The organism is Roseiarcus sp. (genome assembly GCF_049514155.1).
Classification (GTDB): domain Bacteria; phylum Pseudomonadota; class Alphaproteobacteria; order Rhizobiales; family Beijerinckiaceae; genus Roseiarcus.
The window spans coordinates 1-15,785 of sequence record NZ_JBEKVH010000091.1; the positions used below are offsets into that span (position 1 = coordinate 1).

14 protein-coding genes are annotated in these 15,785 nt (G+C 65.7%); 4 read left to right on the plus strand and 10 right to left on the minus strand.

Annotated elements, in window-relative coordinates; translation table 11 throughout:
• Positions 1–567 precede the first annotated feature (567 nt).
• The 3 genes from xdhC to ABSF49_RS13660 form a co-directional block, all read right to left on the minus strand.
• Positions 568–1,482, minus strand: coding sequence for a xanthine dehydrogenase accessory protein XdhC (gene xdhC, locus ABSF49_RS13650; protein ID WP_424113199.1), 915 nt, complete (start codon positions 1,480–1,482; stop codon positions 568–570).
• 525 nt (positions 1,483–2,007) lie between these two features.
• Positions 2,008–2,592: a LysE family transporter gene (locus ABSF49_RS13655; RefSeq protein WP_424113200.1), complete on the minus strand. Its 585-nt coding sequence runs from the start codon at positions 2,590–2,592 to the stop codon at positions 2,008–2,010.
• A gap of 232 nt (positions 2,593–2,824) precedes the next feature.
• On the minus strand, positions 2,825–4,147 hold the full coding sequence (locus tag ABSF49_RS13660) for an LLM class flavin-dependent oxidoreductase (protein WP_424113201.1): 1,323 nt from the start codon (positions 4,145–4,147) through the stop codon (positions 2,825–2,827).
• 489 nt (positions 4,148–4,636) lie between these two features.
• On the opposite strand from ABSF49_RS13660, the gene ABSF49_RS13665 reads away from it, so the two are divergent.
• From ABSF49_RS13665 to ABSF49_RS13680, 4 genes are all read left to right on the plus strand, one after another.
• Positions 4,637–5,356, plus strand: a complete 720-nt coding sequence (locus ABSF49_RS13665; RefSeq protein WP_424113202.1) for an ABC transporter permease — start codon at positions 4,637–4,639, stop codon at positions 5,354–5,356.
• Between the two features lie 74 nt (positions 5,357–5,430).
• Positions 5,431–6,501 carry an ABC transporter substrate-binding protein gene (locus tag ABSF49_RS13670; RefSeq protein ID WP_424113203.1) on the plus strand — a complete coding sequence of 357 codons (1,071 nt, stop codon included), beginning with the start codon at positions 5,431–5,433 and terminating at the stop codon, positions 6,499–6,501.
• Positions 6,502–6,638: 137 nt separating this feature from the next.
• Positions 6,639–7,499: an ABC transporter ATP-binding protein gene (locus ABSF49_RS13675; RefSeq protein WP_424113204.1), complete on the plus strand. Its 861-nt coding sequence runs from the start codon at positions 6,639–6,641 to the stop codon at positions 7,497–7,499.
• Positions 7,500–7,528: 29 nt separating this feature from the next.
• Entirely contained in the window at positions 7,529–8,956 is a 1,428-nt protein-coding gene (locus ABSF49_RS13680) for an LLM class flavin-dependent oxidoreductase (RefSeq protein WP_424113205.1), read from the plus strand.
• Positions 8,957–8,984: 28 nt separating this feature from the next.
• On the opposite strand, the gene ABSF49_RS13685 is transcribed toward ABSF49_RS13680, so the two are convergent.
• From ABSF49_RS13685 to ABSF49_RS13715, 7 genes are all read right to left on the minus strand, one after another.
• Positions 8,985–10,349 (minus strand): LLM class flavin-dependent oxidoreductase, encoded by a 1,365-nt coding sequence (locus tag ABSF49_RS13685; RefSeq protein WP_424113206.1) that lies wholly within the window; start codon positions 10,347–10,349, stop codon positions 8,985–8,987.
• Positions 10,350–10,405: 56 nt separating this feature from the next.
• On the minus strand, positions 10,406–11,806 hold the full coding sequence (locus ABSF49_RS13690) for an LLM class flavin-dependent oxidoreductase (RefSeq protein WP_424113207.1): 1,401 nt from the start codon (positions 11,804–11,806) through the stop codon (positions 10,406–10,408).
• A 5-nt stretch (positions 11,807–11,811) separates the two neighbouring features.
• Positions 11,812–13,068: an SfnB family sulfur acquisition oxidoreductase gene (locus tag ABSF49_RS13695; protein WP_424113208.1), complete on the minus strand. Its 1,257-nt coding sequence runs from the start codon at positions 13,066–13,068 to the stop codon at positions 11,812–11,814.
• A gap of 39 nt (positions 13,069–13,107) precedes the next feature.
• On the minus strand, positions 13,108–14,349 hold the full coding sequence (locus tag ABSF49_RS13700) for an SfnB family sulfur acquisition oxidoreductase (protein WP_424113209.1): 1,242 nt from the start codon (positions 14,347–14,349) through the stop codon (positions 13,108–13,110).
• A 32-nt stretch (positions 14,350–14,381) separates the two neighbouring features.
• Positions 14,382–14,897, minus strand: a complete 516-nt coding sequence (locus tag ABSF49_RS13705; RefSeq protein WP_424113210.1) for a flavin reductase family protein — start codon at positions 14,895–14,897, stop codon at positions 14,382–14,384.
• Positions 14,898–14,946: 49 nt separating this feature from the next.
• Positions 14,947–15,231 carry a hypothetical protein gene (locus tag ABSF49_RS13710; protein WP_424113211.1) on the minus strand — a complete coding sequence of 95 codons (285 nt, stop codon included), beginning with the start codon at positions 15,229–15,231 and terminating at the stop codon, positions 14,947–14,949.
• 7 nt (positions 15,232–15,238) lie between these two features.
• On the minus strand, positions 15,239–15,785 hold a 547-nt coding region (locus ABSF49_RS13715; protein ID WP_424113212.1), incomplete at its 5' end, for an ABC transporter ATP-binding protein.

Below are 15,785 nucleotides of genomic sequence, written 5' to 3' on the forward strand. Positions count from 1 at the left end.
TGCGTGATGGTGCCAAGGCGCTGCTCGCGGGTCTCGGCTTGCGGCGTTCGAAGGTTGATGGCCATCGGAGGCGGCTCTCCTTGATCGCGACGGCGCATCGTTTCGGAAGCGTCCGGGGAAATGTCACTAAAACGATCGTTTTTATGTTCTTAGGCGCCTGCAATGTCAAATGATCTGGATGGGGATCGCCACGGCGTCCGAGTGTGCGCCCGGGGCAATCGCGGCGGAGCGCTAGCGCCGGCGGGTATTGTCCTCTGCGGGGAGCAATCGACGCCGATTCTCGCCCGCAAACCGGGTGCCAAACGCCTTTTCGCTTCATCAAAGACCTGGCCGCCGAGCCCAATGGCGGAGCATTGATGAGGCTCGACCCGGCGGCGAAGCGGGCCACTGCGGCGCGATGTCGCATCTCGCACACCGGCCGCGCTGGTGGTGCTTTGTCGATACCTGACGGATGGCCGCTGCGCCCGCCGCAGTAACGCCAAGGTGGCGGAGGCCACAAGCGCGGCGGCAAGAAGAAGGCCGCGCGCAAGAGACGGCACGGCGCGAGGCGCCGGTAGTTCATTGCATTCAGGACGTGCTACGCGCCATCAACAAATGTGCCGCGACGGCAGCGCCGATCACCGCAGGTTCCTTGCCGGCGATTCCCGGCGCGCCGATCGGGCAGACGAGCTTGGCGACGCGCGCCTCGGCGAACCCAGCCGTGCGCAGCTGGCTCACGAAGCGCGCGCGCTTGGTCGCCGAACCAATCACGCCGACATAGGGGAAGCGGTCCTGACGCAGTCCCTCGGCGACCACCGCAAGGTCGAGAGGATGAGAATGGGTCATCGCCACGACCAGCGCGCCGTCGGGCGCCGCGGTCAATTCAGCGGGCGGGTCGGGAGCGCAGACAAACTTGACGTTGGCGGGCGCGCGCTCGGGAAACGCCTCGGGGCGCGGATCGATCCACCGCACGGCGAAGGGCAGCGGCGCCAGCGCCATCACCAGCGCGCGGCCGACATGGCCAGCGCCGAACAGATAGACCGGCGTCGTCTCCTCGCCGAACGCCTCGCGCCAGTCGCCATCCTCGGCCGCGTCGCCGAGACGGCGCTCGACGCGGCCATCGGCGTCGAGTCGCGCGAGCACGACGAACGGACCCTCGCGCTCAACGGCGCGAAGCGTCGCGAGTTCGGTGAGATCGCGTGCATCGAAGGTTTCGATCCGCCACACGACGCGCCCGCCGCAACACTGGCCGAGTTCTGGCCCAAGCGCGATCGAGCGGCGACGCGCCGGCCCGCGCCCTTCGGCGAGCGCCGCGCGCGTTTCATTGAGCGTCCGATACTCCAGCTCGCCGCCGCCGATCGTGCCGTTAAAGCCGCCGCTCGGGCGCACGACCATGCGCGCGCCTGCATCGCGCGGGCTCGAGCCCGCCGTCTCGGCAAGGCTGACCAGCGCGGCGACGCCCTCGGCTTCAATCGCTTCGACTAGGCGGCGAAAGGTATCCACCAATATTCTCCGGATCGTAGCCACGCGCGCCCGCGGACCCTGAAGCCGGCAGCGGTCTAAGACTTTGTTCCAAAAGGCCGAACTGATCGACGATGTCAGTCCAGTTGGGTCCGACGGGCTCAACTCAAGCCGAAACCGCGACGCCTCAGAGCGGTAACGTGCGTGTTATCGCGTTTGGCCGTCCACTTCTGTCGGCTGGCCGACAGGGGCGCAGGCGAGCGGAGGAACTCGCCAGATTGAAGGCGCTTGCCGTCGAGCGACTTGCTACGGAATTCGCGGCCTTCCAGTTTCGTCCAATCGACGACCGCGCGGTCGAATCAATCGAATTGCCGTCGGCGTAAGGGGTTCAAGCGCCGCAACACGGCGCTAGGCGCAGGAGATCTGCCTTGAAGCGATCCCTCGCCGAAACCACTCGCGGTTTCTTGACATTCCGCCGAAATGCTCGAACGGCGCCGTCGTTACGCGGTCGGCCGTCATCGACCATCACGGGACTTCCCGACCGAGTGCAAGTTGGACAAGTCTAGTTCAACCCGTGACGCCTGTCGCCAACACGACGACCGAAAAGGCGGCGAGGACGGCGGCGCCGACCCGGTCGACCATCGCGGCGCCGATGCGGTGCGCGGCGCCCTGGCCCAACGCCGCGCCGGCGAGTCCCCACAAACTCATCACGACGAGGGCGACACTCCCGAACCGGACGAAGACCTCGATCGCCTGGGTCGCGTTGGCGAGCGGAGGGAAGATCGCAAACGCGAAGATCAACCCTTTGGGGTTGACGAGAGACGTCGCCAGCACGTCGGCCGGACTGGTGGCATCGCGTTTCGCCGCGCTGGCGCCGGCCGCCCGCCATAGCCGCCAGGACGAACGCGCGAGCAGCAGCGCACACAACGCCCGCAGCGCGAGGCCAAGCGCAGGGCGGGTCGCGAAATAGGGACCGGCAATTCCGATCAGCGCGCCGACCGCGACGATGAAGCCGACCAGCGCTGCGCCGGCGACGATCGGAATTGCGCGGGCGCCGCGTCGCGCGCCAGCGACAGCAATCAGCGCATTGGTTGGGCCAGGCACAGCAAACAACAGCGCAACGGCGAGATCGAAGCTGGGGCCAGGCGTCATCGCGTCTCTCTCCCTGATCCGGCGTGGGCTCGACGTCGAGTGGCGAGGCAACCAAATGCGGTTAGTGGGGGCAAGGTGGGGTGCCTGTTCACATTCATCGCTCGGAAACGCAACCTAGTCCTCGCCTACGGCAGCGCTGGAAACGCCCGACGCACCCGGTGACTGCGATCGCGCGAAGCCATATTCGCTCGGAGCCAAGGGGCCGCGCCGGCGAACCCCCACAGCCGAGCCGCTAGAAGAAGCGGTTGCGCGGGCGCGGCAGGCCGAGGTTCTCGCGCAGCGTGCGTCCCTCGTATTCGCGGCGAAAAATGCCGCGCCGCTGCAGTTCCGGCACGACCTTGTCGACGAAATCGTCGAGCCCCTCTGGCAGATAGGCGAACATCACGTTAAAGCCGTCGCAGGCCTCCGTGACGAGCCATTCCTCCATCGAATCGGCGATCGTCTGCGGCGTGCCGACGAAAGCGAGGCCGGAATAGCCGCCAAGTCTCTGCGCGAGCTGCCGAACCGTGAGGTTCTCGCGGCTCGCCATCGCGACGACGCGTTCGCGGCTACTCTTGCTGGCGTTGGACTCCGGAATGTCGGGCAAGGGCGCGTCGGGATCGAAGCGCGACGCGTCGTGACCGAGCGCGATCGACAGCGCCGCGATGGCGCTTTCGTAGTGAACGAGCGCGTCGAGCTGCGCACGCTTTTCTCGCGCCGCCTCGACCGTCTCGCCGACGACGACGAAAGCGCCCGGCAATATCTTGAGGTGATCGCGATCTCGTCCCAGCGCGTCCATCCGCCCTTTTACGTCGGCGTAGAAGGCCTGGCCTTCGGCGAGGCGCGAACTCGCGGCGAACACGACCTCGGCCGTCTCGGCGGCGAGCTGGCGACCCGGCCCGGAGGCGCCCGCCTGCACGATCACCGGCCAGCCCTGGACCGGGCGCGCGATGTTCAGCGGGCCGCGAACCGAGAGATGCGCCCCCTTGTGGTTCAGCACGTGCAGTTTTTCCGGATCGAAATAGATCCCGCTCTCGACGTCGCGCACAAAGGCGTCGTCGGCCCAGGAGTCCCAAAGCCCAGTGACGACGTCGAAGAATTCGCGCGCGCGGCGATAGCGTTCGCCGTGTTCCATGTGCTCTTCGAGGCCGAAGTTCTGCGCTGCGTCGGGATTGGAGGTCGTGACGATGTTCCATCCCGCGCGGCCGCCGCTGATGTGGTCGAGCGAAGCGAAGCGACGCGCGATCAAATAGGGCTGCTCGAACGTAGTCGAAGCGGTGGCGATGAGGCCAAGGCGTTCGGTCGTCACCGCGAGAACCGGCAGAAGGGTCAGCGGATCGAACGACGTCACGGTATGGCTGCGCTTCAACGCCTCGATCGGCATGTTGAGAACCGCCAAATGGTCGGCCATGAAGAACGCGTCGAAGCGACCGCGCTCGAGCGTCTGGGCGAAGCGTCTAAGGTGCGCGAGATTGAAATTGGCGTCCGGGAAGGCGCCGGGATAGCGCCAGGCGCCGGTGTGGATCGTCGTCGGACGCATGAACGCGCCGAGCCGCAACTGTCGTTTCTGCGTCACGAGATCCTCGCCTCAGGCCGGCGCGCGGCGCCGGCCGCGCATTGCTAAACGTCGTCTCAGCGAACCGCCGGCGGAGCGCGTTCTCCTTAGGTCTCTCGTTCAGAATGCGACCGTTGCATCAGCTCGCCGCCACCGTCGGAATGATAAATTGATTTTCTTTATCGACAAAATCGCTGTTGGCGCCGGCGAGCGTTCACGCGCGCTTCCCCTCCGAAATTGCTCTGCGCCGGCTCGGCGCGCCGCCCCCTTATAATAATTCTAAGGTGCAACAACAGATTAATTCGATAGAACGAATCTAATAATCTAACCACGTTGTCGCTCGCGACGCCGCCGGGGCCATCGCATCGCTTTGAGGTGGATCGGATCATGAGCTCACAAACGGCCGAGCGCCTTGACGATTCGCGTCTACGGCAAAGCTCGGCGTCGTCGCGGATTCGCACCTTCTGGCAAACCGCCCAGCCCTTCGTCCGTAATACGGCCGCGATCGCCGTGTTTCTTCTGCTCTGGGAGTTCGCGCCGCGATTTGGCCTGATCAACCGCACCTTCCTGCCGCCGTTCTCGGAGATCATCGTCAAGGGCGTCGAATACGCGCTCGCCGGCAAGCTGCTGCCGCAGGTGCTGGTCAGCGTCGGACGCGCGGCGGGCGGATTCGGCCTTGGCGTCGTCACGGCGGTCCCGCTCGGCGTTCTGCTGGGCTGGTATCGGCCGCTGGAGGCGTATTTCAATCCGCTGCTCCAGCTTCTGCGGCAGACCAATCCGGTTTCTCTGTTTCCGGCCTTCATACTGTTCTTCGGCATCGGCTACGCCACGAATATCGCAATCATTTACTGGGTGGTCGTCTGGCCGATCCTGCTGGGAACGATCACCGGCGTGCGGCAAGCCGATCCCGCTCTGGTCAAATACGCGCGGTCGGTCGGGCTGCCGGACCGCGTGATCTTCATCAAGGTGGTGGCGCCGTCCGCCATTCCCTCGATCATCACCGGCATGCGGCTGGCGGCGACCTATTCGTTCCTGATGCTCGTCGTTTCGGAAATGGTCGGCGCGAGCAGCGGCCTCGGCTATCTCATCGTCAACGCCCAGTACCTCATGAGCATTCACCTGCTCTATGTCGGCGTGATTGTGCTCGCCCTGCTCGGCATCGCCAGCAATTGGGGGCTCGTCGCGCTCGAACGGCGGCTGACCTCCTGGAAGCAGGACATCAATCCCTGAAACGGCGCCCAAGTCGAAAAGACGCGAGCGTCGTCCTGCGACAACGTCTTCCATTCAAATCAAAGGAGAACGCGATGAAGCTGTTTTTGTCTGGCGCATCTTTGCGCGGGATCGCGCGAGCGGTCGCGCTCGCGGGCCTCGTGCTCGCGGGCGGCCTCGGCGCCGTCGCGCCCAGCCACGCCGCCGACGCCCTCAAGACGGTCAAGATCTTCTATCCGCCGCTGAATTCTGGCTGGACTGCCGGTTATGAACTGATCGAAGTCGCCTTCGCTCAGGGCTATTTCAAGAAATACGGCCTCGACGCGCAGCTCGCTGTCGTTCCCTGGGATCAATACACCGTCGCGCTCGACAGCGGCGCGCTCGATTTCGCCCCCTTCGCCGACTACGCCTATTTCATCAACGCGTTCGATAAGGGACTGAAGGCCAAGGAGGTCGTCTCCTCTACTCTCCCCTTCAATCCGGAAACGGCCGGCGACGGACTCCTCGTGCTCGCCAACGGCCCGATCAAGACGCCCGAAGATCTCAAGGGCAAAAAGATCGGCACGCAATGGCCGAGCTTTTCCGGCGTCTGGTTCGCGCTCGATTGGCTGTCCAAGCATGGCGTGACCAAGGACGACGTCACCATCGTGCCCGTGCCGCAGGCGCAGATCGAACAGGTGTTGCAGCAGGGGGGGATCGACGCGGCCATCGCCTATGCGCCGCTGAACATCGATTTCGTGCGCAGGGGCGTGGCTCGCCAGCTCTTCTCCGTCGCCGACGTGGCGGGGCGCTTCGTGACGCGCGGCGGCACGATGGCGTCCGAGAAGTTCATCGCCGAACACCCCGACCTCGTCAGGGGCTATGTCTCCGCCATCGCCGACGCGGCCGATTGGGCGAACGCCCATCCGAACGAGGTCATCAAGCTCGGCGTCGACAAGGAGCGGCTCGATCCCAAGTACCTGCCGGATCTCTACACCAAGGACGGCAAGACCGATTACAGCGTTCTGCATTGGGCGCCGCACGCGCTCAACAACGAGAAGGACCTCGCGTTCTGGTTGCAGCTCGTCGAGCACGCCGGGATCGTTCCCGCCGGCAAGTACAAACCAACGGATTTCTTCACCAACGATTTCAATCCGCACGCGAAGGACACAGCGGCGGCCAACTGATCGGGCTCGACGCCGATTCCCCTGCCGGACGCAAGCAATGAAAAGGGGCTGGGCGCGCGATTTCGCTCCCGGCCCCACGTGACGCGACGCCCGCCGCGCAGCGCGCGAACCTCGCATCGAAATTCAGGACTCTCCGCATGAGCAGCGCGATTCAGATCCGCAACGTCGGCAAGACCTTCACCGTCAAGTCGACGGCGGCCCGCCGAAGCGCGGGCGTCGAGACCTTCACCGCGCTCGAGAACATCAACCTCGATGTCAAAGCGGGCGAGTTCCTGGTGATCGTCGGGCCGAGCGGTTGCGGCAAATCGACGTTGCTCGATCTGCTCGGCGGACTGACTCTGCCGAGTTCAGGCCGCATTCTGATCGACGGCAACCCAATTGTCGGGCCGGCGCTCGACCGCGGCCTGGTGTTTCAGCAATACGCGCTCTTTCCCTGGCGGACAGCGCTCAAGAACATCGAATTCGGGCTGGAGGCCAAGGGCGTCGCCCGCCGCGAGCGCGCCGAGAAGGCCGAGCACTTTCTCGCCATGGTCGGCCTCGCCGGATTCGGCGACCGTTATCCCCACGAGCTTTCCGGCGGCATGAAGCAGCGCGTGGCGATCGCCCGCAGCCTCGCCTACGATCCCGACGTTCTCCTGATGGACGAGCCGTTCGCCGCGCTCGACGCCCAGACGCGCGAAAATCTGCAAGGCGAGCTGCTGCGGATCTGGGAGGAGTCGGGCAAGACGATCGTCTTCATCACCCACGGCATCGACGAGGCGGTCTACCTCGGTCAGCGCGTGGCCGTCATGACCTCCCGCCCCGGCCGCATCAAGCAGGTGATCGACATTCCTCTCGAATCGCGCACGCGCCAGGACGATCTGCGCGCCCTGCCCGAATTCGCCAGACTTCGCCATGAAGTCTGGAGTCTGCTGCGCGACGAGTTCCAGAAGGCGGAGATTCTCGAACGCAGCCAGGTCGCCGGCGCGACACAGCCGAAGACTGCCGCCGCGCTTTGAAGCATTCGTCGCATGGACAGGGACGCGGGATGACCAAGCAGATTCGATTCAACGCCTTCGAGATGAACTGCGTCGGGCACCAGTCTCCGGGCCTGTGGGCCCATCCGCGCGATCGCTCCTGGCAATACAAGGACGTCGAATATTGGACCGATCTCGCGGTTACGCTCGAGCGTGGAATCTTCGACGGCGTCTTCATCGCCGACGTGATCGGCTACTACGATGTCTACAAGTCGAGCAATTATTACGCGATCCAACAGGCGGCGCAGATCCCGGTCAACGACCCGCTGCAGCTCGCCGTACCGATCACAATGGCGACGAAACATCTCGGAGTCGGCATCACCGCCTCGACCAGTTTCGAACATCCCTACACATTCGCTCGCCGACTATCGACCGCCGACCATCTGACCAAGGGCAGAGTCGGCTGGAACATCGTGACCTCCTATCTGCAGAGCGGCGCCAAGAACGTCGGCGAGGATGCGCTTCGCGTTCACGACAATCGCTACGAAGTCGCCGAAGAATACATGCAGGTTCTCTACAAGCTGTTCGAAGGCAGTTGGGAGGAAGGCGCGGTCGTCCGCGACCGCGGCTCCCGCGTCTTCGCCCATCCGGAAAAGGTCCACGAGATCGGCCACAAGGGGAAGTATTTCGACGTTCCCGGCTATCACTTGTGCGAGCCTTCGCCGCAGCGAACCCCCCTGCTCTACCAGGCAGGATCGTCAGGCGCCGGCCGCTCTTTCGCCGGCAGGAACGCCGAATGCGTGTTCTCGGCGTCACTGACGAAACATTTCCTGAAGAACTACGTCGCCGCCGTTCGCGCCGCGGCGGCCGCCGCTGGCCGCAACCCGCAAAAGGTGCTCACCTACAATCTCGCCACGCTGATCGTCGACGAGACGGACGCGAAAGCGCAGGCGAAGCTCGAAGAATACCAGCGTTACGCGTCCTACGATGGTTCGCTGACCTTCCTGTCGGGTTGGAGCGGCGTGGATTTCAGTCAATTCGCGCCAACTGATCTCATCCAGAAGGCGCCGCCCAATCCAATTACCTCGATGATCGAGAACCTGGCCAACAGCGGCCGCTCCTGGACGCTCGAGGAACTCGCGCGCTGGGCTGGCGTCGGTGGACTTGGACCCGTGTTCGTCGGCTCCCCCGCAGCCGTCGCCGACACCCTGCAGGAATGGGTAGAGGAGACCGACGTCGACGGTTTCAATCTCGCTTATGCGGTTTCGCACGAGACCTTCGAAGACGTGGTCAACCACCTCGTCCCGGAGCTTCAGCGTCGCGGCGTCTACGCGCGGGAATATCGGCCGGGAACGTTGCGCGAAAAGCTGTTCGGCGACGGCCCTTATCTGCCGTCCAGCCATCCGGCCGCGCAGTATCGCGACATCGAGGCCTACAAGAGAAGCGATTCGCGCGCCGCCGAAGCTGTCGTCCCCGTCAAAGAGACTGTGCGCGCCTGACGCAGCGTTCAGCGCGTCGCCGCCGCCTTCAACCCCAGCGATAGCTCGCGGCGACGTGTGGGGCTTTCAGGCGCGGCGCGCCGCCGAACAGTTTTTCACGCAAGGTCCCCTCTCGATAGGCCGTCTTGTAGCGCCCCCGGCGCTGAAGCTCGGGAACCAGGAGATCGGCGACCTCGGTGAAGGTTTCGGGCCTCACCGCGAAGGCGAGATTGAAGCCGTCGACGTCGGTCTCGTCGATCCACTCTTCCAGCCGGTCAGCGACCGTCGCTGGCGAGCCGACGAAGACAGGCCCGATTCCGCCGATGGCGACGTGCTCGGCGGCCTGCCGCACGGTCCAGCTTCGGTCGGGGTCGGCGCGCGTGATGTTTTCGAGCGCGCTGCGGCCCGCGTCGCTCTCGACATGCTGGACGACCTGGTTGAGATCGAATTTTGAGAGATCGACCCCGGTCCAGCCCGAAAGTAGCGTCAGCGCACCTTCGAGATCGGCGTAGCGCCCGTAGTCGGCAAGCTTGGCTTGCGCCTCAGCGTCGCTGGCGCCGACGATGGCGGTGGCGAGCGCGAACATGAGAACACTCTTGGGGTCGCGTCCGAGCTTGGCCGCGTTGGCCCGGATCGCCGCCACGCGCGGCGCGATCACGCTCTTCGACGGACCAGAGAGGAACACGCCTTCGGCATGGCGGGCGGCGAAAAGGCGACCGGCCGGGGACGACCCCGCCTGATAGAGCACCGGCGTGCGCTGCGGCGAGGGTTCGCTGAGATGCAATGCGTCGAGGCGGAAATGATAGCCGTCGTGGACCGCCTTGCGCACCCGATCGGGATCGGCGAAGACGCCTGCGGCCGCGTCGGCCCGGACCGCGTCGTCGGCCCAACTGCCTTCCCACAGCTTGTAGACGACCGCCATGAAGTCTTCGGCGATCGCGTAGCGATCGTCGTGGGCGACCTGTTTGTCGCGCCCCGCCCCGCGCGCCGCGCTGTCGAGATAGCCGGTGACGATGTTCCAGCCGATCCGGCCGTCGGTCAGATGGTCGAGCGTCGACATCCGCCGGGCGAAATTGTAGGGCGGCTCGTACGAGAGGTTCACGGTGACGCCGAAACCGAGATGGCGCGTCGCCGCCGCCATGGCGGGGACGAGCAGCAGCGGATCGTTGACCGGAATCTGCGCTGCGTGGGTCAGGGCCGCGCGCGCGTCGCCGCCGAAGACGTCGTAGACCCCGAGCACGTCGGCGAGGAATAACCCGTCGAACAGCCCCCTTTCCAGGGTTCGCGCGAGTTCGATCCAATAGGGCAGACGTTTGTATTCGCCCGACCGATCGCGCGGATGCCGCCACAGGCCGGGCGACTGATGCGCGACGCAATTCATCTCGAAGGCGTTCAACCGGATTTCTTTCGCCATCGCCTCTCGTCGGCGAGACGGGATCCTCCGCCTTCCCTGAATAGGCTGCGCCGCGGTCATTCCGCCGCGACGCGACCGCGCCGCGCCGCCGCCTCGAGGTCGCGATAGCGCGCGCCCGGATGTGTCTCTGGCAAGCGCGGCCCGGCGCCGAACAGCTTTTCGCGCAGCGTGCCGGGCGTATATTCGGTGCGGTAGGCGCCGCGCTTCTGCAATTCGGGCACGAGATGCTCGACGATGTCGGCGAAAGTCTCGTGCGTCACCGCGTAGGCGAGATTGAAGCCGTCGACGTCGGTCTCTTCGACCCATTCCTGTAGCACGTCGGCGACCGTCGCCGGACCGCCGACGATCAGCGGCCCGAGCCCGCCGATACCGATCCATTCGGCGAGCTCTCGCACCGTCCAGACCTTGCTGGGGTCCGCGCTGGAGAAGGCGTCGACCGAGGACTGCACGGCGTTGGTCTTGATGTGACGCAGCGGCTCGTCGAGCCCATAGGCGCCGAAATCGATGCCCGTCCAACCCGAGCCGAGGGCGAGCGCCCCGTCGAGATCGATGTACTGCTTGTAGTCCTCATACTTCGCCTTCGCCTTGGCGTCGGTCTCGTCAACAATGACGGTCTGCAAGTTGAAGATCAGCACGCTGCGCGGGTCACGCCCGGCCGCCGCGACGCTCTGGCGGATCGCCGCGACCGTCTTCTTCAGCACGGTCTTCGACGGCGTCGCGACGAATACGCATTCGGCGTGCTCGCCAGCGAAGCGCTGGCCTCGGCTCGATGCGCCGGCCTGGTAGAGAACCGGCGTACGCTGCGGCGAAGGCTCGCTCAAATGCACGCCGGGAACCTTGTAGTGCTTCCCTTCGTGGGCGATCGGCCGCACTTTGGAAGGATCGGTGAAGATGCGGCGCTGCCGGTCGCGCAGCACCGCCCCGTCCGCCCAGCTGCCTTCCCAGAGCTTGTAGACGACTTCCATATATTCGTCGGCGACCTCGTAACGGTCGTCGTGCTGGGTCTGATTGCTCAGGCCGATGTTGCGCGCGCCGCTTTCGAGATAGGAGGTGACGATGTTCCATCCGGCGCGACCTTTGGTGAGATGGTCAAGCGTCGAAATGCGGCGGGCGAAGGTGTAGGGGTGCTCGAACGAGATCGACGCCGTGACGCCGAACCCGAGATGCTGGGTGACCAACGCCATCGCCGGCACGAGCTGCAGCGGGTCGTTGACCGGGATTTGGGTCGAGACGCGTAGCGCGGTGTCCAGATCGCCGCGAAAGACGTCGTAGACGCCGAGTACGTCGGCGATGAAGACGCCGTCGAACTTTCCGCGTTCCAGCAGCTTGGCGAGATCGGTCCAGTATTCAAGGTCCTTGTATTGCCAGGAGCGGTCGCGCGGATGCGCCCACAGACCAGGAGACTGGTGCCCGACGCAGTTCATGTCGAAGGCGTTGAAGTGGATTTGTCGGGTCATCGGGTTCAGATCGCTCCGTGCCGCGGCGGATTGACGCCGTTGAGCCAATAGTCGCCGACGGCCCGATATTTCCACCGCACGGGATCGTGAACGGAGTGGGTTCGCGCGTTGCGCCAATGGCGATCGAGACCGAATTCCTGCAGCGTCGCACGCGAACCGGCGAGTTCGATCAGCTTGCTGGAGACGTGCAGCGAGGCCTCGGTTGCAGCGGCCTTGGCTTCGGCGACCGCCACCGACGCCGCCGCGACCGTCTCCGCCGACGGCCCCGCCGCCGCGACGTCGACGAACTTGCCGGCGCGCTCCAAAAGAGCGTCGGAGGCCGAGACGCGAATCTTCAGCTCGCCGATCTGGGCGATCGTATAGGGATCGTCGGCGGCGCGTTCGACGCCGGCGTCCTTCCACGGTCGCGACCGCGTGCGCACGAACGCGATCGCGTCGGCGAGCGCCCCGCGGGCGATGCCCGCCTCGATCGCCGCGTGCATGATCTGCGCGAACGGGCCCATCGCCGTCGGCCGCTCGAACAGCGCGGCGAAGGAAATCAGCGAAATCGGATGAACTTCGACATTGTCGAGGATCGTCGTCCCCGAGCCGGTGACACGCTGGCCGAAGCCGGACCAGTCGTCGACGATCGCGATCCCGCTTGTGTCGCGCGGCACGAAGGCGATCGTCGAGACGCCGTCCTCGTCGTTGGCCACCACCGCCACCCAATGGGCGAACAGAACGCCGGTCGAGTAGAATTTCTTGCCGTTCAAGCGATGAACCGCGCCGTCGCGGGTGAGACGCGTGGCGTGATCGAACGCCGTCTTGCCGCTGCTTTCCGAAAGGGCGTTGCCAATGCGCTCGCCGGCGAGAATGTGGCCGTAGAAGAACCGCTTCTGCTCTGTTGTCCCTTGCAAACGCAACGCCTCCAGCATGAAGAAATGGTTCTGCGGGATCTGACCGATCGAGCCATCGGCGCTGGCGAGCACCGCGATCACCTCGGCGACCGTTCCCGCGCGCACGCCGGCGCCGCCGAATTCCTTGGGAACCGTGATCGCCAGCAGGCCCGCGTCTGAGATCAGGTCCAGCTCCCGATAGGGCAGCACGCGCTCGCGATCGCGCAGCACTGCGTCGCCGGCGATCGCCGCCGCGGCCTCGCGGGCGGCGGCGATCGCCTCGTCGTCGTCGCGGATGACATGGGCGCCGCGCGAGCGCGGCGGCGGCGCGGGGAATTCGGGTTCCAGTTCGAGATCGCGATCACGTTTGGCCGCTGTAGCTGACATTTGAGAATTTCCGGGGCGAGAGAAAGAAGGTGGGCGTCGTCAGCTCCAGGCGTGCCGCGGCGGCGCGACGCCGTTGAGCGCGTAGTTGCCGACGTGGAAGTATTTCCAACGCACCGGATCATGCAGCGTATGGGTGCGGGCGTTGCGCCAGTGGCGGTCGAGGTCGAACTCGGCCAACGTCGACCGCGTGCCCGCCAATTCGTGTAGCTTGTTGGCGGCGAGGATGGCGATTTCGGTCGTCAGGATCTTCGCTTCGGCGACCGCGACCGCCGCAGCCGCGACGTTGTCGTCGGTCGGATGATCGATGATCCCGTCGATCGCCAGCCCGGCCTTTTCCAGCAGGGCTTCGGCGCCGTGCAGCTTGATCTCGAGGTCGCCGATCTGGGCGATCGTGAACACGTCCTCGGCGGCGCGGTCCTGCCCGCTGTCGATCCACGGGCGTGAGTAGCGCAGGACGAAGGCGATCGTATCCTCGATCGCGCCGCGGGCGATGCCGGCGTCGACCGCCGCCTGGATGATCTGCGACACGGCGCCGTTCGACGAAGGCCGCTCGCCGCCGAGATAGGCGGGAATGACGGCGCTCGCGTCGACGCGGACGTGATCGACGCGGACGTTGCCGCTGGCGGTCGTGCGTTGGCCGAAGCTCGACCAATTGTCGACGATCGTCAGTCCTTTCGCGCCGCGTTCGGCGATGGCGAGATAGACCTTGCCGTCCGGGCCGATCGCGCCGATGTGGATGAAATGCGCAAACAGCGCGCCGGTCGCGTAGAATTTTTCGCCGTTGACGACATAGCCGTCGCCGACTGGCGTCAGCGTCGTCTCGAACGCGCCGACGTGTTTGCTCTTCGCCTCTGAGAACGCGTTGCCGAGGCGAAAGCCCCTGAGCGCGCGGCCGAACCACAGTTTCTTTTGCGCTTCGGAGCCGGCGAAGCGAATGGCGTCGAGCGCGGCGAGATGGTTTTGCGGAATCTGGCCGATCGACGAATCGGCGGCGGAAATGATCTTGATCACTTCCGCTAGCGTCGCGAAGGACACGCCCGCGCCGCCGTAGGCCTTGGGCACGGTGACGCCCCATAGCCCGCTCTTTGAGAATCGATCCAGCTCCGCGGCCGGCAGAATGCGTTCGCGGTCGCGCTTGGCGGCGTCGACGGCAAATTCGGCCGCCAGCGTCTTGGCGACTGCGATCGCCTCGGCGTCCGAAGCGATGACATGGGCGTGCGGATCGAGGTCGAAGGCGGGCGGCGCGGCGTCCGCATGCGGGACGGCGACGTTGACGGTCATGGGGCGATTCTCCAGGTCGTCGATCGAGGGTTTCAGGTCGGCGTGAGCGAGTTGTATTGGCCTTGGCCGTAGATCAACGGCGGGCCGGGTCGGACTTCGAGCGCCCGCACCGCGCCGATGACGATGGCGTGGCTGTGGCGCTCGACGAATTCCTCGACCTCGCAGTCGATCGCCGCGAGCGCGTCATCGAGCGCAAGCGCGCCAGTCGCCAGGGGGGCCCAACGCTCCTCGGCGTAACGCGCTGCGCCTTTGACGCCGCCGCGGCCGGCGAAGCGATCGGCGACGGCGCGGTGGCGCGTCGCCAGCACGTTGACGCAGAAGTGACGGCGCAGCTGAATGATCGGATAGGCCGACGCGTCGCGGTTGACGCAGACGATCATCGTCGGCGGCACGATCGAAAGCGAGACGGCCGACGTCGCGGTCAAGCCGGTGCGCTCCTCGCCGATCCCGGCAGTGATGACGCAGACGCCGCCGGCGAGCTGGCGCATCGCCTCTTTGAGTGTTGGTGCGCCGATCTGCAGCGGATGTTTCACGACCGCATTCATCATCAACCTCTCCTGACGAAGATGCTCGATTCCTTTGCATGCCCGAAGTCGATCAGGCGTCGCGCCGTCCCGGCGCCAGCAGGCTCACCGACAGCGCCGCCACACCGATCCAGAACGTCGCAGCGCGGTAGGCGGCGATCGTCACCGGATGCGCGCCGCGGCAAAGGGCGCGCGCGAGCCGGCAGATTTCGGAATCGCCGAGTAGGCAGACGCCGGCCTCGCCGGCGCTGATATAGTTGTAGCGGATGACGTCGCCATAGGTGGCCCACCACCAGACGCCGGACGCAACGACCACTAACGCCCCCAGCGCGAGAAAGACGAACGGAAGCCGAGTCATCGCGCCCTCACGTCTTCAGTCCGAGCGTGCCGAGAATCTCGCGCCGCAGCGCGACGATCTCGGGGTCGTCGCGGTGGCGCGGATAGTCCTTGTCGACCTTGAACTCCGCCTTGAGGCGCGCCGGCCGGTCGCTGAAAACGATGACCCGGCCGGCCAGCAGCAGCGCTTCCTCGACGTCGTGCGTCACCAGCAACGCCGTGAAGCCGCGCCGGCGCCATAGCTTCACCAGCTCTTCCTGCAGCGTCAGGCGGGTCAGCGAGTCGAGCTTGCCGAGCGGTTCGTCGAGCAGGAGCAGCGCTGGGTCGTTGACCAGGGCGCGCGCCAGCGCCGCGCGCTGCGCCATGCCGCCGGACAATTGATGCGGATAGGCGCCGGCGAACGCAGTGAGTTCGGTGAGCGCCAACGCCTGGTGGACGCGCTCGCGCTGGGCTTTCAAGACGCGCCGCGCTACGAGCCCCGTCGCGACGTTCGCCTCGACCGTCGCCCAGGGAAACAGGGTCGGATCCTGGAAGACGAGAATCCGCGACGGGTCCGGGCGGGCGATCGGCGCGCCG